The sequence below is a fragment of the Shouchella tritolerans genome (assembly GCF_025770735.1).
Classification (GTDB): domain Bacteria; phylum Bacillota; class Bacilli; order Bacillales; family Bacillaceae_D; genus Shouchella; species Shouchella tritolerans.
This window is the reverse complement of record NZ_JAODPB010000002.1, coordinates 715,417-736,690: the sequence shown is the minus strand read 5'-3', so window position 1 is coordinate 736,690 and position 21,274 is coordinate 715,417. Positions and strand designations below refer to the sequence as shown.

19 protein-coding genes and 1 riboswitch are annotated in these 21,274 nt (G+C 45.2%); of the genes, 11 read left to right on the top strand and 8 right to left on the bottom strand.

Going from position 1 to position 21,274, the window contains the following annotated elements; translation table 11 throughout:
* Window positions 1-12: 12 nt before the first annotated feature.
* The gene (locus N6H06_RS10065) at window positions 13-1,020 is read right to left on the bottom strand and encodes a toxic anion resistance protein (RefSeq protein WP_263706233.1); all 1,008 of its coding nucleotides are present in this window, start codon (window positions 1,018-1,020) and stop codon (window positions 13-15) included.
* A gap of 167 nt (window positions 1,021-1,187) precedes the next feature.
* On the opposite strand from N6H06_RS10065, the gene N6H06_RS10060 reads away from it, so the two are divergent.
* The 6 genes from N6H06_RS10060 to N6H06_RS10035 all read left to right on the top strand — a co-directional run bounded on the left by N6H06_RS10060 (window position 1,188) and on the right by N6H06_RS10035 (window position 9,351).
* Window positions 1,188-1,442: a hypothetical protein gene (locus N6H06_RS10060; protein WP_062746744.1), complete on the top strand. Its 255-nt coding sequence runs from the start codon at window positions 1,188-1,190 to the stop codon at window positions 1,440-1,442.
* 106 nt (window positions 1,443-1,548) lie between these two features.
* Window positions 1,549-6,117 (top strand): glutamate synthase large subunit, encoded by a 4,569-nt coding sequence (gltB, locus tag N6H06_RS10055; RefSeq protein ID WP_263706377.1) that lies wholly within the window; start codon window positions 1,549-1,551, stop codon window positions 6,115-6,117.
* A 55-nt stretch (window positions 6,118-6,172) separates the two neighbouring features.
* Window positions 6,173-7,657 (top strand): glutamate synthase subunit beta, encoded by a 1,485-nt coding sequence (locus N6H06_RS10050; RefSeq protein ID WP_062746747.1) that lies wholly within the window; start codon window positions 6,173-6,175, stop codon window positions 7,655-7,657.
* A 95-nt stretch (window positions 7,658-7,752) separates the two neighbouring features.
* Complete coding sequence (locus tag N6H06_RS10045; protein ID WP_062746749.1) at window positions 7,753-8,364, top strand: YpjP family protein; 612 nt, start codon at window positions 7,753-7,755, stop codon at window positions 8,362-8,364.
* A gap of 165 nt (window positions 8,365-8,529) precedes the next feature.
* Window positions 8,530-8,784, top strand: a complete 255-nt coding sequence (locus tag N6H06_RS10040; protein WP_062746751.1) for a hypothetical protein — start codon at window positions 8,530-8,532, stop codon at window positions 8,782-8,784.
* 198 nt (window positions 8,785-8,982) lie between these two features.
* Window positions 8,983-9,351: a kinase-associated lipoprotein B gene (locus N6H06_RS10035; protein ID WP_062746755.1), complete on the top strand. Its 369-nt coding sequence runs from the start codon at window positions 8,983-8,985 to the stop codon at window positions 9,349-9,351.
* A gap of 55 nt (window positions 9,352-9,406) precedes the next feature.
* On the opposite strand, the gene dapA is transcribed toward N6H06_RS10035, so the two are convergent.
* From dapA to N6H06_RS10020, 3 genes are all read right to left on the bottom strand, one after another.
* The gene (gene dapA / locus N6H06_RS10030; RefSeq protein WP_212953627.1) at window positions 9,407-10,312 is read right to left on the bottom strand and encodes a 4-hydroxy-tetrahydrodipicolinate synthase; all 906 of its coding nucleotides are present in this window, start codon (window positions 10,310-10,312) and stop codon (window positions 9,407-9,409) included.
* 93 nt (window positions 10,313-10,405) lie between these two features.
* A riboswitch (Lysine riboswitch) is annotated at window positions 10,406-10,582 on the bottom strand.
* Between the two features lie 51 nt (window positions 10,583-10,633).
* On the bottom strand, window positions 10,634-10,789 hold the full coding sequence (locus tag N6H06_RS10025) for an aspartyl-phosphate phosphatase Spo0E family protein (protein ID WP_082808255.1): 156 nt from the start codon (window positions 10,787-10,789) through the stop codon (window positions 10,634-10,636).
* Window positions 10,790-10,913: 124 nt separating this feature from the next.
* Complete coding sequence (locus N6H06_RS10020) at window positions 10,914-11,429, bottom strand: hypothetical protein (RefSeq protein ID WP_212953626.1); 516 nt, start codon at window positions 11,427-11,429, stop codon at window positions 10,914-10,916.
* A gap of 134 nt (window positions 11,430-11,563) precedes the next feature.
* On the opposite strand from N6H06_RS10020, the gene N6H06_RS10015 reads away from it, so the two are divergent.
* The 5 genes from N6H06_RS10015 to N6H06_RS09995 all read left to right on the top strand — a co-directional run bounded on the left by N6H06_RS10015 (window position 11,564) and on the right by N6H06_RS09995 (window position 15,558).
* Entirely contained in the window at window positions 11,564-12,433 is an 870-nt protein-coding gene (locus tag N6H06_RS10015) for a Cof-type HAD-IIB family hydrolase (RefSeq protein WP_212953625.1), read from the top strand.
* Between the two features lie 356 nt (window positions 12,434-12,789).
* Window positions 12,790-12,954, top strand: coding sequence for a hypothetical protein (locus N6H06_RS10010; protein WP_212953623.1), 165 nt, complete (start codon window positions 12,790-12,792; stop codon window positions 12,952-12,954).
* Window positions 12,955-13,146: 192 nt separating this feature from the next.
* On the top strand, window positions 13,147-14,109 hold the full coding sequence (locus tag N6H06_RS10005) for a ring-cleaving dioxygenase (RefSeq protein ID WP_212953621.1): 963 nt from the start codon (window positions 13,147-13,149) through the stop codon (window positions 14,107-14,109).
* A gap of 7 nt (window positions 14,110-14,116) precedes the next feature.
* The gene (locus tag N6H06_RS10000) at window positions 14,117-14,737 is read left to right on the top strand and encodes an alpha/beta hydrolase (protein WP_212953619.1); all 621 of its coding nucleotides are present in this window, start codon (window positions 14,117-14,119) and stop codon (window positions 14,735-14,737) included.
* A gap of 107 nt (window positions 14,738-14,844) precedes the next feature.
* Window positions 14,845-15,558 (top strand): hypothetical protein, encoded by a 714-nt coding sequence (locus tag N6H06_RS09995; RefSeq protein ID WP_263706215.1) that lies wholly within the window; start codon window positions 14,845-14,847, stop codon window positions 15,556-15,558.
* Between the two features lie 18 nt (window positions 15,559-15,576).
* On the opposite strand, the gene N6H06_RS09990 is transcribed toward N6H06_RS09995, so the two are convergent.
* From N6H06_RS09990 to pepF, 4 genes are all read right to left on the bottom strand, one after another.
* The gene (locus tag N6H06_RS09990; protein ID WP_263706213.1) at window positions 15,577-16,707 is read right to left on the bottom strand and encodes a Ger(x)C family spore germination protein; all 1,131 of its coding nucleotides are present in this window, start codon (window positions 16,705-16,707) and stop codon (window positions 15,577-15,579) included.
* Window positions 16,704-17,792: a GerAB/ArcD/ProY family transporter gene (locus tag N6H06_RS09985; protein ID WP_263706212.1), complete on the bottom strand. Its 1,089-nt coding sequence runs from the start codon at window positions 17,790-17,792 to the stop codon at window positions 16,704-16,706. The genes N6H06_RS09990 and N6H06_RS09985 overlap by 4 nt, the downstream gene beginning before the upstream one ends.
* Window positions 17,793-17,794: 2 nt before the next feature.
* Window positions 17,795-19,228 carry a spore germination protein gene (locus N6H06_RS09980; protein ID WP_263706210.1) on the bottom strand — a complete coding sequence of 478 codons (1,434 nt, stop codon included), beginning with the start codon at window positions 19,226-19,228 and terminating at the stop codon, window positions 17,795-17,797.
* A 148-nt stretch (window positions 19,229-19,376) separates the two neighbouring features.
* Complete coding sequence (gene pepF / locus N6H06_RS09975; RefSeq protein WP_212953609.1) at window positions 19,377-21,170, bottom strand: oligoendopeptidase F; 1,794 nt, start codon at window positions 21,168-21,170, stop codon at window positions 19,377-19,379.
* Window positions 21,171-21,274 lie beyond the last annotated feature (104 nt).

Here is a 21,274-nt window from a genome sequence, read left to right as displayed (position 1 = left end):
AACCTCCTGCTGCTATCGATTTAACAATTTCGTTTGCATTTCGGAATTGAGCTGATCCATTTCTTTAATGAATTGTTTTCCGCTCGTGACAATCCGTTCATTGGATTGTTCCGTCAACTCAATTGCTTTAAATACATTATCATATGCTTTTCGGAACGCATCAAGTGCAATTGCTGGCTCTTCAAGTGTTTTTAATGTTTCCTCTGTATTTTGCTTCAACAATTCTGCGTTTGAAAGAAGCATGGATTCAGTCGCTTGGTTTACGTTTTGGACCGCTGTAATCACTTTTTTCTGGTTTGTGAGTGCTAGCTGGATCGAAGCCGTTACCGTAATAATGTTTTTCGTCATCGTGATCGCGTTGAAAATCGCTTCTTCCAACTTTTCATTGTTTTCCATGATCAAGTCGACGGAGGCGAGGGATTGCTGGAGGACCATGACAGCTTGCTGCATATTTTTAATCCGCGTCGTCACTTTTAATTGTCCTTTTTTCAGTTCGTTCGCGTTATCGGCCCAGCGTTCTGAAGTCATCTCTTGTTCCAACATCTCGTGCAGTTCTGTCCCAACCGCAATTTGATTGTTCAAATTTTCAATCCGTTCTTTTGCAACAACTTTTAGCTCTTGGAGCATGACATTGTCTTCTTGCAGTTTATCTTTTCCGGTTAACAGCCCCTCAATAATGTGGTCGACTTGTGCTTCAACCGTTTGGTACTTTTTAGCGTATTGCTCGATGGGGTCTTTCTTTAAAAGTTTGTTTAAAAATTTTTTCAACGAAGAATCATGTAAGTAGTCCGGTTCAAGCTGGCCAACAACTTCACGCAATTCATGCAATTGCTTTGGAAGCGTATTGGCTTCGTCATTCATCATTTGTTTGACAGGGCGTTTAAGTGCCTCGAGTGATTCGCCTGCTTGTTTTTGCTCCGTTTCTCCTAGCGAGTCTAGTTTTTGCAAAAGGGTGTGAATATCGGTTTCGTTTTTATACACGTCTATTTCATTGTCTTGTGTATTGTTATGTTCGGTCATTCGCTTAACCTCCAACAAGTAATCGGATTTATCGGTTCTAGTTTATATACGTTGGATAAATGAAATATGTTTCAGTTTTCTCCTTTCTATTATGAACGAAATTACCTTCAGTGGCAATTTATTTGCAGGCGAAACGACAAAATTATAAGCAAAAATGAGGTTCAATCTTGACGGATGCCAAAATTATCGCTAAACTTCTAACACGGAATATTTTTTTAGGCCGTATCGGAATGTTCGTCTATAAACGAATGTATGGCGAGGCGGGCGTTGGTTTTCGCACATATCGTTGGATTTTTATTCATAGTATTGTTTTTATATTCGTTTTTTGCCTATTGGGGACATGGACATTTGCAGTTGCTGTTTTCCACCGTTTTTTCAAAAATGAACATAAAAACAAGACGGCAATGCCTGTTTTTAAATAGGGTGGTTGCATAACTATGAATTTAGAAACAAAACGACAGTTTCTGCTGAAAACGAAGTCCGGCCTTTAGAGAGAGAAGAATTGAAATGGAGGAAAGGGTGGTGTCTATGCGTAATGTAGGTTTTCCACAAAAGCAAGGGTTATACGATCCGGGGTTTGAGCACGATAACTGCGGAATAGGTTTCCTTGCGCAAATGAAAGGAAGGAAATCTCACAAACTTGTAGAGGATGCTTTGTTGATGCTTGAAAACCTTGAACATCGGGGCGGACAAGGAGATGAAATCAACACCGGCGATGGTGCTGGCATTTTAGTCCAGCTGCCAGACCGCTTTTTTAGAAAAGTGCTCCCTTTTGATCTTCCGGCAGCAGGAGCGTATGCAGTTGGGATGCTGTTTTTGCCCCGAGCAGAGGCAGCACGAAAAGCGTGCAAACAAAAAGTGGAAGCCGTGTTTGCAAAAGAGTCGTTGGTGCTATTAGGCTGGCGCAATGTGCCAACAGACCCGTCTATGCTTGGAAAGGCAGCGCGTGGCTCCATGCCTGTCATTGAGCAAGTATTTGTAAAGAGCGCCAAGCCTCTTGATCAATTGGCGTTTGAGCGTAAGCTTTATGTAGCTCGGAAAGTAGCGGAACACGAAATTGAACCAACGATTTTGCCAGAAGAGTCATTTTATTTCGCCAGCTTCTCTAGCCGGACGATTGTGTATAAAGGAATGCTGACAACGGCCCAAGTAAGTATGTTTTATTTGGATTTGCTCGATGAAGCATTTGAGTCGGCGCTGGCGCTTGTCCATTCCCGTTTTAGCACCAACACATTTCCGAGCTGGGAACGTGCCCATCCAAATCGGTATATGATCCATAATGGCGAAATTAATACGATTAAAGGAAACGTCAATTGGATGCACGCGAGGGAAGCGAAATTTGCTAGTGCCGCATTTGGAAGTGACCTTGAAAAAATCCATCCCGTTATCGACAAAAATGGCAGTGATTCCTCCATGTTTGATAACACGCTTGAATTTTTGTCATTATCTGGGCGTTCTTTAGCTCATTGCGCGATGATGATGGTCCCAGAACCTTGGCAAAATAATAAACAGATGGACGAAAAGAAACGGGCGTTTTACGAATACCATAGCACACTTATGGAACCATGGGACGGACCAACGGCCATTGTGTTTACGGACGGAGAAAAAATCGGGGCCACCCTTGACCGCAATGGCTTGCGCCCATCGCGCTATTATGTAACGAAAGATGATTATATTGTGATGAGCTCTGAAGTCGGCGTACTTGATTTCCCGCCAGAATCGATTGTTAAAAAAGACCGGCTTCATCCTGGACAGCTGTTGCTTGTTGATCTCACAGAAGGGCGCATTATTCCAGATGGGGAAGCCAAACAAGCAATTGTCGAAGAAAAACCTTATGGAAAGTGGGTCAAAGACCATTTAATTCATCTTGATGATGTGCTGGAAACAGCTGACGTGTTTGATACGGAATTTGAGCGCATCCATGAACGCCAACTTGTCTATGGGTATACGTATGAAGAACTAACAAAAATGCTAATGCCGCTTATTAAAGATGAAAATGACCCAGTCGGCTCGATGGGCTATGATTCGCCACTGGCAGTGCTATCGAAAAAGCCGCAGCTTCTCTATAACTATTTTAAGCAGCAATTTGCCCAAGTCACAAATCCGCCTATTGATGCGATCCGTGAAAAAGCGGTAACGGCTGTAGGTACGACAATTGGCGCAGAGCGGAACCTCCTCGAGCCGGAGCCACTAAGTTGTAGGCATATTTATTTGCCTTCGCCGATTCTGAATAATGAAGAATTAGCAAAACTTCGCTCAAACAAAATGGACGGCTTTAAAGCGGAAACGCTTGAAATCGTTTTTGACGCGCAAAAAGGCGGCCAAGGACTTGAAGAGGCTCTTGACACATTGTTTGCCAATGCTGATAAAGCCATTTCAGCCGGCGCGACATTGCTGATTTTAAGCGACCGTACTATTTCAGCAGAAAAAGCCCCAATTCCAGCGCTTCTGGCTGTGTCCAGCTTGCATCACCATTTGATCCGCAGCGGCACGCGCACAGAAGTTAGCTTGCTAGTGGAGTCAGCCGAGCCCCGTGAAGTCCATCATCATGCATTATTGATCGGATACGGCGCGGAAGCAATCAACCCGTACTTCGTGTTCGACACAATTGACGACTGGATTCAAAAGCAGCTCTTAACAGATTACAGTTATGTAGAAGCTTGTACACGTTACGTGAATGGTACAACCAATGGAATCATGAAAGTTCTGTCTAAAATGGGGATTTCAACAATTCAAAGTTATAGAGGCGCACAAATTTTTGAAGCCATTGGCATTGATCCAGAGTTAATTGACCGCCACTTCACGTGGACAGCATCTCGTATAGGTGGAATCGGCTTCTCGACGATTGCGAACGAAGTTCTCGCCCGCCATGAACGCGCTTATTCACCTCGTGAAGGCGATGATGGTGAGCTTGATCCAGGGGATGATTTGCAGTGGCGCCGTAATGGGGAAGAACATCAATACAACCCACATACGATTCACATGCTCCAGCATGCGTGCCGCACGAACAATTATGAGCTTTACAAACAATATACGCATGCGATCAATGAGCAAACAGAAAAGCAGACAAGTTTGCGTGGTCTTTTTCGCTTCAAAAAAGGCAACGCAATTCCGCTAGACGAAGTCGAACCGGCAGAATCGATTGTAAAGCGGTTCCGGACAGGTGCGATGTCCTACGGGTCGATTTCGAAAGAAGCCCATGAAACGCTTGCGATTGCCATGAACCGCTTAGGCGGCAAAAGCAATACTGGCGAAGGTGGAGAAGATCCACGCCGCTTTACTCCTGATGAAAATGGCGATTTGCACCGCAGTGCTATTAAACAAGTAGCGTCCGGTCGATTTGGAGTTACTAGCCATTACCTTGTAAATGCAGATGAAATCCAAATTAAAGTCGCACAAGGAGCAAAGCCAGGGGAAGGGGGGCAACTTCCAGGCGAGAAAGTTTATCCGTGGGTGGCAGAAGTGCGTGGCTCGACGGCAGGTGTTGGCTTGATTTCGCCACCACCTCACCATGACATTTATTCAATCGAGGATTTAGCTGAGCTTATCCATGATTTGAAAAACGCCAACCCGACTGCGAAAGTGAGCGTTAAGCTTGTGGCTGGAACAGGCGTCGGTACGATTGCGGCAGGCGTCGCAAAAGGAAGCGCTGATGGCATTATTATTAGCGGCTACGATGGCGGTACAGGAGCAGCGGCGCGGACAAGTATCAAGCACACTGGATTACCGTGGGAAATTGGCTTAGCAGAAACGCATCAGACACTGTTGCTGAACAATTTACGTGACCGCGTCACGTTGGAAACAGACGGCAAGCTAATGACTGGCAAAGACGTAGTCGTTGCCGCGCTATTAGGTGCTGAAGAATACGCGTTTTCTACTGCTCCTTTAGTTGTGCTCGGTTGTGTAATTATGCGTGTGTGCCATTTGGACACTTGCCCAGTTGGAATTGCTACTCAAAATCCAGAACTACGGAGAAAGTATACAGGAGAAGCTGACTATATCGTCCGCTTTATGACATTCATTGCCGAAGATATGCGTGAACGGATGGCAGAGCTAGGCGTCCGTACTGTAGATGAGTTGGTAGGCAGAACCGACTTGCTAGAAGTAAACGGTCATATTAACAATGAAAAGGCGAAACAACTTGATTTATCGAATCTCCTATTCAAGCCAGAATCAAGTGGAATACAAGCCTGTATCAAAACAAAAGCGCAAGATCATAAATTGGAACAGTCACTCGATGCAAGAGAGCTGCTAGAGGCAGCCAAACCAGCACTTCTCAATGGCGCGAAAGTAACGTACGCAACGACAATTCGTAACACAGACCGGGTAGTCGGCACGATTGTCGGTAGTGAAGTGAGCAAAAAATACGGCGCAAAAGGCTTGCCGGAAAATACGCTCTCTTTCTCATTTAATGGGTCGGCCGGGCAAAGCTTCGGTGCATTTATCCCTCAAGGCATTACCCTTCGGCTGGAAGGCGATGCAAACGACTATATCGGCAAAGGCTTATCAGGTGGAAAGATTGCCGTCTTTCCTGCGAGAAATGCGGCATTTGCCGCAAAAGACAACGTAATTGTCGGCAATACGTCTTTTTATGGCGCTACGTCTGGCAAGGCGTTTATCGCAGGTCAAGCAGGCGAACGGTTTTGCGTTCGTAATTCTGGAGCGCAAGTTGTTGTCGAAGGAATGGGTGACCACGGGCTTGAGTATATGACAGGTGGCATTGTTGTCACACTTGGTGAAGTCGGCAAAAACTTTGCAGCTGGCATGTCAGGCGGCCTTGCCTTTGTCAATGATGCAAATGGGACGTTTATAGACAAGTGCAACCAAGGAATGGTGTTGATCGAAAACGTTACAGCTGAGGACGAGAGGCTCTTGCACGCTCTTTTAACAGAGCACGTTGAAGAGACAGGAAGTGAACAAGCGCAAAGGATTTTGAATAACTGGGAGCAAGTAAAAACAGACTTCGTAAAAGTCATTCCAAAAGACTATAAAAACATGGTAACCGCGATCGAGAGATTGAAGCAGCAAGGCATGACTGAAGAAGAGGCTGCAATGGCTGCATTTGACGAATCAAAGCGAGACCGATCAAAAGTTTGACGGGGTGGGCAACCTAGCCCAGCCCGTCAGGTTTAACAGCAGGGAGTGAAGAACAGTGGGGAAGCCGACAGGTTTTTTAGAATATAAACGGGAAGCACCGCACAAGAGAGACCCGTTTGAACGGACGAAAAATTGGCAGGAATTCCAGGTTTTTATGCCGGAAGACAAACTGCGGCAACAAGGGGCACGATGTATGGACTGTGCAATCCCATTTTGCCAAGCGGGAACGACAATGGCAGGTTCAGGAGAAATCGGATGTCCTGTTTACAACCTCATTCCAGAATGGAATGACTTAGTGTACCGGGGGAAATGGCGTGAAGCGCTGGACCGACTCCATAAAACGAACAATTTTCCCGAATTTACAGGTCGTGTCTGCCCGGCACCTTGTGAAGGTTCCTGTACGGTTGCTCTTAACGGCGATGCCGTAACGATTAAATCAATTGAATACCATATCGTTGAGCGTGGCTTTCAAGAAGGCTGGATTCAACCGGAGCCGCCAAAAACGCGGACCGGAAAACACGTTGCTGTTGTCGGTTCTGGCCCCGCTGGTTTAGCTGCGGCAGCACAGCTCAACAAAGCCGGTCACACCGTAACGGTATTTGAACGCGATGACCGCATTGGCGGCCTGCTTACTTATGGCATTCCTGATGTGAAGTTGGCGAATGAGGTGGTAGAGCGACGTGTTCAGCTCCTTGAAGCAGAAGGCATTACCTTTAAAACAGAAGTTGAAATCGGTGTAGACATTACAGCCGAAGAACTTGAAGCTTCATTCGATGCAGTGATTTTAGCGACAGGGGCAACAAAGCCACGAGAAGTCCAGGCGCCTGGCAAAGAGTTAAAAGGCATTCATTACGCGATGGACTTTTTGACCGCTAACACAAAAAGCCTATTAAACTCCCAACTCGCTGACGGAGAGTTTATTTCCGCCAAAGGCAAACATGTCATTGTCATTGGTGGCGGCGACACCGGCGCAGACTGCATTACTACCTCTATTCGTCATGGGGCCGCGTCCGTTACCCAATTTGACATTAATAAGCAAAAAGGCGCTATGAGAAGCGGAGATAACGTATGGCCATTGTACCCGATTATTCATACAGTTGAAGATGCTCATAAAGAGGCGATGGCTGTTTACGGAAAAGACCCCCGCTCCTACATGTTGCAAACAAAGGCGTTTTTCGGAGATCAAGACGGCCAAGTGACTGGCTTACAAACAGTCGAAGTGACGACTGAAATCAAAGACGGTCAGAAAATCAGGACGGAAATCCCTGGCACCGAGCGGACGTGGAAAGCGGATCTTGTTCTCCTTGCCATTGGCTTTACTGGCCCAGAGCAAGAACTGTTGCAACAACTTGGTATTGAAACGACAAGTAGGACGACTGTAAAAGCGCCATACGGTAAATATACGACCTCGAAGCCTGGCATTTTTGCTGCAGGCGACAATCGCCGCGGCCAAAGTCTCGTCGTATGGGCGATCCATGAAGGGCGTGAAGCAGCACGGGAATGTGATCGCTATTTAATGGGCAGCACCCGTTTGCCGTAATTTTTTTAGCTTTTTTCCTATTTTTCTATAGGCAAAGCAGGTGGATGCGTGCGATAATGAGGGAAAAATGGAACATGTGAAAGGCTGGTGTAGGCATGATTCGTCGTCTAAAAAGCATGATGATGGTCATGCTAACCTTTCTATCTTTTCATCTACCAATATTTGATTCTTTGTTTGACCGTGAGACAAAACAGAGAGCTGATGCAAAAGCGTTGGTACAGAAAGCTGACGCCAAAGAGTATCATTTACTTGATGTAGTAGTCGGCTATTCGGACCAATACGAAGACATTGAACTAACTCATTATTGGCTTACGGAACGTTTTATTATGGACGAAGCGTACAAACAAGGCTTGCAAAAATTTGGACAAGCGATTTCACCTAAAATTGAGCCTGCTTATAAGGAAATCATTATGCCTAGCTTGAAACAAGCAGTCTCACAATTGCTAAGCAGTGTACAAATCGATGATTTAGCTGAAATCACCGTTTCCCACGCACCAGCTCCAGGGCGCGGAGAGAAAATCATGCATATTTACAATAAAAAAACAGGCGATGATTTGCTCCGTTTCCATGTGCGCCTGAACCGACCACCCAAAAAAGGCCACGTGTTTCAATTTCATTACCATGTGCTACAGGACAATTTCCACGGCCACTATGAACTTGGAACCATTTATTGGGGAAAAAATGAACCTCCGCTTTATTCAGCCTGAGGTTTGAAGGACGAATTCACACAGGCTATAGTCTCGAACCTCCGCTTTATTTAGCGTGAGGTTTTTTGTTACTAGAATTGTCGTCAATTAGTAGATTTTCGATTCCCTTAAGGGCTCATTCTTTGGTACAGTAGAGAAAGAGACTAGTGATGGAGGAATCGTTAGATGGAAGCTGAGAAAAAATTCAGAAAGCCCCGTCCATTTTGGTTAAAATGGCTAGTTCGCCTTGTCTGCGCCTATATTGGGTTGCTCGTTGTCGTGCTAGCTGCCGCGATTTTGTCTATGAGTGGCACGTTTTTACTTGTCGTTCTAGAACTATTTGTCGAAAATGACCGCCTTCAGGAATTTAATTATCAATACTTTGTGCCTATGTCTGAGTTTCTTTGGAACTTATTCACGGCGCTTGTGCCGGGTTTATAATGGGCGCGTCAGATTTGGCCTACATGGTTGCCTTGCTGGGCTGTTTTTTCGCGGCAGGCCTTTTTGGCGGACTAGCGCTCCTTGGGGTTATGCGAAATAAAAAGCCGTTGCTGTATTGGACTGCCCCATTTGCACTTTGTAGCGCCGTTGCTTTTTTGGTGTTGATTTTTCAACTTGTTTGATAGGAGGGAGGATGCGATGGAACTGTCACAGGCAAAGTATAAATCAGGTATTTATATCGGCAATGTGCTAGAGGTGAGGAAGGAAGAAAATAGGGCGCTGTTTCAAGTACTTGCTGTCCTTACCCATCCGAACCAGGGTGATTTGCATCACCCTAAACAAATAGACGTTCCCTTTTTCCACGAGCGGAAAGCGCTTGCCTATTTGGAAAAGGCATGGGTGCCGTTTTCGACTGTGAAAGCGTATGAAGGGGAGCTGCCAGACTACGAAACTTCCTTAAAAGCTGCCTGGGAAGCTGCTTGCGAACGTTTGCAAAACGACGACAGTGATTGGGCTATTAAAAGTTTGCAGCTGCTTAAAGAAGTTAGGAAGGAATACAGTTTCTAAAGGTGCTTAACTACATAAAAAAGGTCCCCTCATACGTACAGGAGGGGACTTTTTTTCATGAGGAGGCAACCGCACCGCTAGTTATTGGCAAAAACGATTCAAGAACCGCTTGGAGCTCGTTTTTTTCCTCTTCATTAAGTCCGACTAGCGGCAGCCGCACCGCACCGCCTGGTAACCCATAGTGAACAAGCGCTTCTTTGACAGGAGCAGGGCTCGGTGCCATAAACATTGCTTTCATGACAGGAAACAGCTTATGATTGATCGAGGCAGCAAGCAGAGGCTCACCAGTTGCAAAAGCGTCGATCATTTGTTTCATTTGCCGGCCAACGATATGGGAGGCAACGGAGACAACGCCTTTGGCGCCGACTGCCATCATTGGCAGCGTCAACGAGTCATCGCCGCTGTATACAGAAAAGCCTTCTGGTGCTAGACGCAAAATTTCCGTTACTTTATCGATATTTCCGCTCGCTTCTTTAATGGCAAACACTTGGTCAATCGCAGCCAGCCTCAATGCCGTTTCTGCACTCATGTCAGCGCCTGTACGGCCCGGCACGTTATAAAGCATGACAGGTAGCGGCGTGGATTGGGCCACTTGGGCAATATGTTGGTAGATCCCTTCTTGGGATGGCTTGTTGTAATAAGGAACAACGACCATCAGCCCATCCGCTCCTGCTTGCTCAGCTGCCTGTGCCATTTGTACGCCCTGTTGTGTACTGTTTGCGCCAATGCCGGCAATCACCTTTATTTTAGCATTGGCTGCTTCTGCCACCGCGACTGAGAGGAGCGTTTGTTTTTCTTCAACTGTCAGCGTTGGGGCTTCACCTGTAGTGCCATGGATGACGACCGTATCCGTCCCATTGTTTGCTAAATGGTTTATAAGCGTACGTATGCCGTTCACATCTAAGGCATTTTCTTTTGTAAAAGGTGTGACCATTGCCGTCATCAGGTAGCCAAAATCCATGGGAATCCTCCTAAATAGGTGGCGAGTAGAGACACAAAAAAACAACAATGACAGAGGCTCATTGTTGCATTGGGCAAACGGGTCGTTTTCCAAGTTTGAGATAGCCCCCCATACGTCCGTATGACAGTGCTGCCCTTGTTCAGAAACAGCCCCAATGGCACGGCTTTTGGGAAAACCGCCCATTTCGGCATAAACCCCTTTCCGGCTGGTTCAAACAGATCCCAATTCCTCAGCAGCCGTACTGATCGTTTACGCGCCTCTACTCTCACATCTGTTCAATTTTATGGCTTAACCTTACCAGATTTTATTCCAGTTTGCAAACTATTTATTGGTCTTTCTATAGCGGTGGGATTCCAAGCAATTTAATAGAACATCTAGTTCCTGTGAACATTGAACGGTTTTTTTAGAAGTCATCCCATATTTACCGGCCATTAAATGCATTTCGTTGCGTTTCACTTCAATATCAATATAAATCATTCTGCCACTCCGCCTTTACATTTTCATTTTCCATTTCGTATTATAGCGAAAATCAGGCAAGAAGAAAAATGCTTTAACAAAACTAGTCAAATAAAAGGAAAAAGAGTCAAGCTTCGACAAATTGCTACGAAGGGCTAGCTTTAATGCCATATTCCGTAATGAGCGACTCATATTCACGCCTCATTAATCGAAACGATAAGGAAGCATTGCTGTAATGTTGCTGCTCGGCCTCATATGAATGGGTGTTTAGCGCCTGTTCAAGTTCACCTAAGCTCACCGTATAGGAATGGTGGATATCCTTAAATCCTCCAGCAAATGGTGGTGGAAACGTGTTTGTTCGCTCATGTTCTTTTGCTTTGTCGGCTAGAAGCTCTGTAAGCGCAGCCGCTTCGCTGTTATTTCCTGTCGTGACCGCCTCTTGCAATTGTACCAGTACAGGAGCAGCTTCATCAACATACTGTTCAAAGGCGCGGGCATAGTTTTCCGCTGCTTTTGAATGTTCTTTTTGAGCGTGGTGGACATCCAATTGGCTGGACAGCCCTTTGATTTCATCTGATGCTTTGCCAGGAGAAGCTCCATCGACACAAGCGGATAAAGCAAGCACTGCAAATAAGAGAGCGACAAACGGTTTCTTTCCCATTTCGACCATCCTTTCTTTCGCTTTGTGTTGCCTGTAGTATGTCGCGTAAACACAAAACTATTCCTTTAGACAAAAGCCCTTATTTGCAAATAGCAATTGATTTCCCTTAAAATGAATGCGAAAGGAGTGAGCGCGTGAAGCTAATTGTCACTGATATGGATGGGACGCTGCTTGATGAAAAACGCTCTGTATCGAAAGAAAATGAAGAAGCGATCAAAGCAGCACAAAAGCAAGGCGCGATTGTCGCGATTGCAACAGGGAGAGATCTTTACGAGGCAACAGTCCCTTTAAAAAGAACGGGGTTATCATTGCCGATCATTAGTGCGAATGGCGCGCAAATCCATGACGAACACAGACGACTTCTGTATGAAGCCGTTCTAAATGCAGACCAAGTCCGCCGTGCGATGGCAGTCTTAAAAGATGAAAATGTATATTTTGAAGTGTATACAAATGAAGGCGTTTATTCCGACGATTATGAAACGGGCCTTGCCGTTGTAGTCGACGTCTTGAAATCAACAGGAGCGAAATTGTCTGAGCAAGAAATCATGACATTCGCCAAAGATCGTTTTGACAATGGCTCAATCAAATTGATCGATTGTTACGAAAAACTGCTCGAAGACGGAGCGGTTGTACTTAAACTCCTTGCATTTTCACTCAACGCTGAACGGCTCATGAGCGCTAGAGACAGGCTAGAGTTAGACAAAAGCCTTGCCGTCAGCGCTTCTGCAGCAGACAACCTCGAAATTACCGATGTCAATGCCCAAAAAGGCATTGCGGTAGAGCGGTTCGCACAATCACTAGGCATTTCTCCAAAAGACGTGATGGCAGTTGGCGATAATTTTAATGATGTGTCAATGTTTCAAAAAGCAGGCTTGGCCGTTGCAATGGGAAACGCTCCAGGAGAGATTCAAAAACAAGCTGATCTTGTTACGAAAACAAATGATGAGCATGGCGTTGCTTACGCCATTCAAAACTATGCGCTAAAAAAACAATCCCTTAGCTAAGGGGTTGTTTTTTATTTGTTATAAAACAATAGAAAAAAGGTGTTGACTGTTATGATACAAAGAGCATATACTATTGCTATAGAGAGAAACAGCTTTATAACCATTCAAGGAGTGTGAGCCATGGGAGAGCAAACCAAACAAGTTGAACAAGAACGGGAAGAAGAACTGACAATTCTAGAGATGATTAACAATTATTACGCATAGGGCAGATGCCCTGTTTTTTTTTTTGCTCTGGAATCAACGTCTGTTATAACACAAATTGAGATACAAAGTAACTGATTTAAGGCAGTTGCAGACGTTTTACTTTCTTTGCAACGGGAATGGTATCGTAAAAAGGAGAACTGGGAGGGGACACAATGGAACAGCGTCAGCCTTCAAAAGAAGAACTGAAGCATAAAATCGAGGAGATGAAGGAAGAAGAACAACAATATCGCCGTGAAGCATTTATTGAAATGTATGAACAATACGTAGCGCTCTTGGAAGATGAGATTGCCCATTTGAAATCTGCAAAGCGAACTTAAACGATTTGCGTACGAGCTATATTGTTCGATGAACAGTGTGGCTCGTTTTAGTTGCAACGTTCCCGTATAATGGTACACTGAAAAGGGCAAAAAGGATAATGACAAGGGACGCGATTCGGATAATTGAATGTATTTATCTTTATGTACCGAAAAACGACGTTAGGGCGGAAGCGCTGAAAAAGGAGACGAGCAATGGACATGCTCCCATTAATTGGCCATCATCATGTGTCGGCGATCACGGCTGACGCTAAGAATAATGTAGATTTTTACACAAACGTGCTAGGGATGCGGCTTGTGAAAAAAACGGTTAACCAAGACGATCCATCTATGTACCATTTGTTTTATGCAGATGAAAGGGGCAATCCTGGCACGGAGTTGACGTTTTTTGAAATCCCGATGGCAGGCAGAACGTATCGTGGCACAAATAGCATCTCGCGCACAGGGTTAAGGGTACCTTCCTATGAAGCGCTTTCCTATTGGAGTGACCGGTTTAGTGGACTAGGTGTAATCCATAAAGGGATTCAAACGGAAGGGGAGAGAAGCAGGCTTTTGTTTGAAGACTTTGAAGGTCAGCGTTTGTTGCTTGTGGCGGACGAACGGACCGACAACAGTGGAAAACCATGGCTGCACAGCCCTGTACCGGAACAGTATGGCATTTATGGACTGGGCCCTATGGAAATAACCGTTTCCGATCGAACCGTCACTGCGAACGTGCTTACAGATATCTTTGGCTTCCGATTAGAACGTGAAGTAAGCAAGAGCACTTCACTCTATGTCACAGGCGCAGGTGGAGCAGGAGCAGAAATCTATTTAAAAGAAGACACAGAATCACATAAAGAACGCCCTGGTCGGGGGAGTGTCCACCATGTTGCTTTCCGGGTCCGATCAAAAGAGGAACTTGGAAAATGGGAAAAATGGCTTTCTACGAACCGGGTAGCTCATTCAGGCATTGTCGAACGCTACTACTTCCAATCCATCTATACACGTGACCGGAATGGCATTTTATTCGAGCTAGCGACAGACGGTCCAGGATTTGAAGTAGACGAACCATATGAATCCCTTGGCCAACGCCTTGCACTTCCACCCTATTTAGAGGCGAAGCGTGGAGAAATAGAGGCGAATTTACGGCCGTTGTATGTAAAACGAGAGGAGTAGGAAAGAAATGACTGAGCACAAACATATTTTCCAACAAGCGAAACACAGCGCTGCTCCCACACTTGTGTTGCTTCACGGCACGGGAGGAAATGAGCGTGACCTATTGCCGATTGCCGAGATGATTGACGGGCGTGCCTCTGTTTTAGGGGTGCGTGGCAATGTAAGTGAAAATGGGATGCCTCGGTTTTTTAAGCGCTTGGCTGAAGGCGTGTTTGACAAGGAAGATTTACAAAAGCGGACGAGTGAATTGTATGCCTTTCTTGATCAAGCCGCAGAAATGTACGGTTTTGACCGTGACAATGTCATTGTAGTCGGCTATTCAAATGGGGCAAATATTGCCGCTAATTTAATGTACGAATACAGCAACCCGTTTAAAGGGGCTATTTTGTTCCACGCGATGGTGCCTCAAGAAAAAGAGGCGTTGCCTTCCTTGCAGAATACGGCTGTATTTCTAGGGGCAGGCAAGCATGACCCTCTCATACCTGCACCGCTGACAGAACAATTGCTAGCGGATTTGCAAACTGCCGGCGCTGCCTCCGATGTTCATTGGACAGAAGGAGGACACGAGCTGACTGTTGAAGAAATCCATGCAGCAAAAACATGGTACAAGCGAATGTTTCCAGAATAAACGGCAGGTTGCTCTGCCGTTTTTTTTGATAATCTTTTTCTAGACAAACATGTGTGAACCCGCTAGAATGCAAAAAAGATGGGCGAGAAAAGGGAGGTCGATTGAAATTGACTACAAATAAAGGAAAATACCCTACAAGCTCCTACATTTTTGCAGGGATTGCTCTTGTAGCCATTATCATTGTCGCCATATGGAGCGATATTTGGTACAAGATTGTCGTGTTGGCAAGCCTAGTTGCCCTTATGTATGTGTTCGTTGCAAAAACGAAAAAAATTGAGCGAGAACTGGAAGAAATGAAAAGAAAGCAAGCTTCATCAGCAGAGCTTGCCCGACAGGAACAAACGGAGTTTGAGAAAACAAAAGAACATGATTTAAGAGCACTGGAAGAAAAAGAATTCCAACTGCAAAAATTAGACCTTGACCGGACGCGGCTATTTGAAGAGCTGTTGAATAAAGCGGAGCTGGAAGAAGCTGAGAAATCAACGATGCGCGAACGCCTTCAGCAAGCCGATAGTGAAACTTCGCGAATCCGCCAAGAATGGCTGACAGCTTCGAGCCGGCTGATGACGTTAATGCGTGGCACAAAACGTTTTTTTGTCCGTGAATCGCCGATGAAAGAAATTGCCGCTTCCATCGATCAGGACGTATTGGAAACAGGGTCATTTACAGCATTGAATGAAGAAATTCAGCGCTTGATTCCACGTCTTTCTAAAGAGAGTGCCGAAGCATTAGCGAAATCAGACTTTATTGATGAAGACAACCAGTTGACGCGTTCTGGCTATAAAGCATTGTTGCAGGCGAGTGAAGACAAGCAAACGTAACGACTTTTGCCTGCAGCCTCATTTAATTTGTGGATTGTTGCGGCGGCTAGCTTTTGCTCCTAAGTCTATGACTTCAATTGTTAGCTCATAATCAAAAGAAGCATTGGCAAAATAAACATCATCCCAATCGTCGCGAATTTGTTGCCATAATTTTGGATAAGCGAGTTGCGCTTCCAAATAGAGCCGCGCTGCGTCCGCTTTGTATTCCTTTTGCAACCGCTCCATCATGTTTGACGCTCCGTCTTCGACCGTCTTTTTCACTGCGGCCATGCATGTTTGCAAGTAATCATCGGAAAAACTTTCATCCCGTGTGTCCCAGTTTTCGGAGATTCGGCCGGAAAAATGCTGGTGAATATGGAAATGAAAGTGGCCGTTTTGATACGTTGGCTCGATGTCAGGGACCTCGACCTCAAGAATTTCAAATGTGAGCGGATCGCCATTACATTCAGAAACGATGATGCCGCCTTCTAGTTCCCCTGAAAGCCAGTTAAGGCGGATGTTGTCTTGCTCGTTTAACAACGGTTTAAGTAGTTTGCCCTTTTTAAAGATACCAGAACCGCTTAATGAGGCACTGCCGTTATCACTGACGACCATTTGCATAGGAAACGTCAAATCCTCCTGCAAGTCCGATGAAACAGAGCTTAACGTAGATTCTTTTAAAATCGCAGTCGAGTGTGTGCGGTTTCCAAACAGCTCGGCAATAAAACGTGCGGGGATCGTCGATTCATCGGGAGCAACTAGTACATCTTTTGTCGGCTCATTCGTAAGGAGCACAAGGGAGCTGCGGCGAACATGATCGTCGCGAATCATTTGGTTAATCAAACTCTCTAACGTGCGTTTGCCTCGTAAAACGCCCTCATTAAAAACGGCAATAGACTGATGTTGGCTGAACACCGGGAATTCCAACGTTGTAACATCACGGATTGCAGCGTGAAAGGTCGGGCCTTCACCAGTGACGTTGTTATAGCCGGACGAACCACCTTGTTCAGCGGGGGGCACGATCACTTGGTTCGTAACCGAAATAAGCCCTTCTTCTGTCACATCAACGCCAATGCCAAGGTTTAACGTCACGTCTTCCATATTTCGGCTATCCCAACAACCTGACAATAATAGTATAACCGCAACACTTGCTAAAAACAGGCGTTTCATCGGACCACCTTCCTTTTGATCGAGTAAATAAGAAAGTATACAAACGGAAGCAACAACACCACTTCGAATCCATAAAAACTCATCAGACGCAGTATTCTTATATCTAATGTGTGTTGAAAACATAAGCAGACGACCATGCTAATGACAACGGCAACCGCCATTCCAGAGAAAGACTTTTTTAACTTTGTGTATTTGCGAAGGGAATACCCTGACAAAAAGCTATAAATGACGCTCGTGGAGAAAAACTGCATGATCCATGCGCTTAGCAAAAATCCTTCCATTCTTTCAATGAAAATCCCCTCTGTTTCAAACGACTGGATAAACGAAATCGTTGGCCAAACAAGCGTTTTGACTTCCCGTTCCCCTAAATTTAAAACAACGATCAAATAAGTAATAATGTAAATGACTGAGAGGAGCACAAGTGTGCTGAGGACAGAAAGGCTTATTTTTGCTTTTTTGTTGACAAAAGGAAGAAGGAAATAAACGATTTCAATTCCTGCAAAAGGGAAAAAGACACCATTCGGATTAAATAGGACATTGGTAACCCCGTTTGTGAAGGGCGGATTCATGTGGCCAATGTCCATTTCTTTAATGCTAAACAATAAAATCGTCCCTGCCACTAAAAGGGTGAGTGGAAAGATAATCGATGAGACGCGCAAAATCGTTTGCAAGTTTCCGCTTAGCAAGTAGGCAATTAATAAAAAAATGAGCACTTTTATTAAGGAAGTCGGCGTCGATGGTAGCAAATAAAAACGGATCATTTCCGCCATAGCGGCAATTTGATAACTTGAAGACAACCAAAAGTAAACATTGATTAAAAAAAGAAGCAATGTGCCGCCGATTTTGCCGAAACTCATATACCCGTAAGTGTAGAGGTCAGTCGCATGGTGACGGCCCATGAAGTAGAGCGCTAAGCAAGTGAGAATGAATGTATAAAGCGCTCCAGCCACAATCGTTAGCCAGCCGTCCGTTGAATTTGCCGTTACCGTCAACACGCGGGGCAAAATCAAAAATTCTACACCGAGCAATGTGGTTGCTGTTAAGACGGTTAACTGTATAGTCGATAGCGTCTGTTTGGGAATCATGGCTAAGCTCCGCTCCCTTTTGGCTTTCTAAGCGTTCTCTTTTTCGATACCAACAAGAAAATTTTTTTCCATTTTTGGTTATAAAAAAAGAACTTGCCTGATAAATAAGGCTGTTTAAAGCTTGTTAGTTTCGACAAATGGATTAACACGAACAAAAAGAAGAGCATCACGCCAACGAGCCCTATAACCGAAGAAATAATAATCGCTCCAAAACGAAGGAGGCGAAACGACAGACCAAAGCTGTAGCTTGGTACGGTAAAGGAAGTAATGGTTGTAATCGAGACAATAATGACCATGAGTGAGCTGACAATATTGGCGTCTACTGCCGCTTGGCCGATGATAACGCCGCCGACTAGGCCAATCGTTTGCCCAAGGGGCGTTGGCAAGCGTATCCCCGCTTCGCGCAGCAATTCAATCGTCACTTCCATAATTAACACTTCTAAAATAGGTGGGAACGGAATGTCTTCCCTGGTGGCGATGATCGTCATAGCCACGTCTGTCGGCAAAAGCCCATGGTGGAACGAAACAAATGAAATGTAAAGCGATGATAGAAACACGGTTATAAACAACGACATATAACGCAGGGAACGGAGAAAGCCGCTGGCAATCCAACGTTCATAATAGTCATCTGGAGACTGCAACAACATATCGAACGTGGTCGGCAAAATCAAGGCGAACGGCGAATTAGCGACAAAAAGAACAAGGCGGCCATCGTTTAAGGCAGCGGTAACCCGGTCTGGGCGCTCTGTACTCTGTACTTGTGGAAAAGGAGAAAAAGGTGCATCTTCGATCAACTCTTCAATCATGCCTGAATCTTGAATCTCGGTTGTTTTAATCTTATGGAGGCGATCGGTAATGTCAGCGATAATTCCTTCATCGGCAAGCCCTTTGATATAAAGGAGCGACAATGTTTTGATGCTTTCATTTTCTTTGATTTGGTGCTCTTCTACTTTTAAATTTTTACTGTTCACCATTTGCCTTGTTAGGCCGATATTATCGTCTAAGTCTTCTATGTAAGCGAGTTTCGGGCCACGGACAACTTTTTCAGTGGTCGGTTCAGCAAAACTTCTCTTTTTCGGCGCGTGCGTACGGAGAATAAAGGCAATCGATAAGTGTTCGGCTACTACAACTGTATTGCCTTCAAAAATGGCCATGACCATTTCATCTAGAAAAAGGGTGGTTTTGCTTAATGTTGGTGCAAGCAAAGAACATAAAGCAGCGTCAAAACGTTCGGAACCACTCATTTTCTCAATATTTAAGCCGACTTCTGCAATGACTTTCCAACTTATTTGCGATCCAAGGAAGAATAAGCAACATTTTTGCCCATAACCAGGAATGGTGATCTCTTTGCTAACAAAATCGCCTTGCTCTTGGAAGGCGGCCTGGATGTTGTTTTTGATATCGTCGTATGAAATGCCTATATAATCTGTTGCCACAACCAGAGCCTCCTTCTTTTATTGTTAGTGTGCAATAATTAGCTGCGCTTATGCATGAAAAAACCCGCCTCCAGCAGGCGGGTTTTTAAACTGTAGCCAAACGCTCTTAATCTTCGTTGTTCGACTGGGCGAACAGTGTGAGCGTTGCTTAGTAACTTTGTTCAAGTTTCTCGATGAGACGTCCAACGTAGGCAACTGCATCGCGGATTGTTTCTTTATTTTCCATGTCGACTCCGGCCATTTTAAATAAATCCAATGGTTTTTTGGTTCCACCTGCCTTGAGCATGTCTAGCCAGCGGTCAATCGCTGCCTGGCCGTTTTTTTCATAAAGGGAGTACGCTTTTGTCGCTGCCGTTAAGCCAGCAGAATACGTGTACGGATAGAGGCCCTTGTAGTAATGAGGCTGCCTCATCCATGTCCGGCCAGCACGCTCGTCAATGTGAACGGCATCGCCCCAGAAACCGGCAATGACTTCCTGCTTGGTTTGTCGAAGCAAAACAGCGGTCAGAGGCACGCCTTCTTCAGCATAGCGATAGACACGATGTTGGAAAACCCCTTCGAGCAGGTGTGTAACAAAGTTATGATAATACGTTCCAATAAATTGCAACAGCACCCAACGTTTCATACGAGGATCGTCTGTCTGTTTAAGCAAGTGGTTCCCTAAAAACAATTCGTTGATCGTTGACGGCGCTTCAATGCAATACATCGATGGGCGAGTCGCACTGAGAGGCTGATGGGCATTGGCAAGATAAAAATGACCTGCATGCCCTAATTCGTGAGCAAGAATAAACCCGCCGCGCATCGTATTTTTCCAAGTCAGTAAAATGTAAGGGTGTGCCCCATATGGGCTAGAACAGAAAGCGCCTGTTGCTTTGCCAATATTGTCGGCACGGTCAACCCAGCGGTCCGTCTTTGCCGTTTGCAACATGTCCACATAGTCGTCGCCAAATACGCGAAGTGCGTCAATGATAGTTGCAAATGCGTTGTCATAGGTCGTTTCTGGTTCAAACTCTGGGTCAAGTGGTGCTTTTAAATCTTCAAAACGAAGCTCAGAAAGGCCAAGGACATCTTTTTTTAGCGTCGCGTAACGGCGCATATGAGGAGCAAGTTCTTCATAAATCGTGTCCAACTGGTTATGGTACATCGTTTCGTTGACGTCCTGATCGTGGAGAAGCATGGCTTCGGCCGACTTAAACCCTCTGAGGCGAGCGATTGTGACATTCTTTGATACCTCGGTTGCAAACAATTTCGCGTACGTATGTTCATATGTTTTTAACGTGTCGTCGAAAACGTGAAACGCATTTCTCCGTTCTTCTGTATTTGGCGAAAGCTCATACTGGTCTTCAAAACGGGCGAATGAAAGGGGCTTATCCTGGCCGTTTGCCCCTTTAAAAGCAGGAAACGACATATCAGCAGCTTTGCTTTGTGAATACGTGCTGTATGGCGCTGACAGAACGGGCGACAGAGCGGCAAGGGCTTCTTCCGTTTCAGCAGAAAGGGTATAGGGCTGCTTTGCTAACAGCTTGTCCAAATAGACGCTAAACCGTTCGAGCTCAGGAAGGGACTTGCGGAATTGCTCGATTAATCCAGTCGGCAATGCGATAATATCAGCTTCCAGCTTTGCTAATTTAGCTTGGATGAGTGCTTGTGTTTCTTCAACTCGGCTTGCATTTGCTTGAGCGATCTCATCAGCTCCATTTCCTGCTAAAGAAAGAGAAGCATGTGTTATTACCAGAACCGCTTTTTCCAATAGCGCTTCTCTTGCTTGGAGACCGTTTAGCAAATGTTCAGGGCGCTCCCCAAGTTTCTCACCAACAGGAAGCTTAGCGCTTTGTTCTTTTACGTCGGCAAGTGCTGCTTTCCATGCTTCATCATTAGGGAACAGGGCCGTTAAATCCCACGTTTCCTCTACAGGGACATCTTGACGTTTTGTTAAGTCCATAATAGCCTCCTATGTTTCGTTAATCGAAATATGTTTTCATTATACATGAATGCCTGTCCTTTGCCAGCCATCTTTCAGAATTTTTTTATGAGTGGTTACGTGTA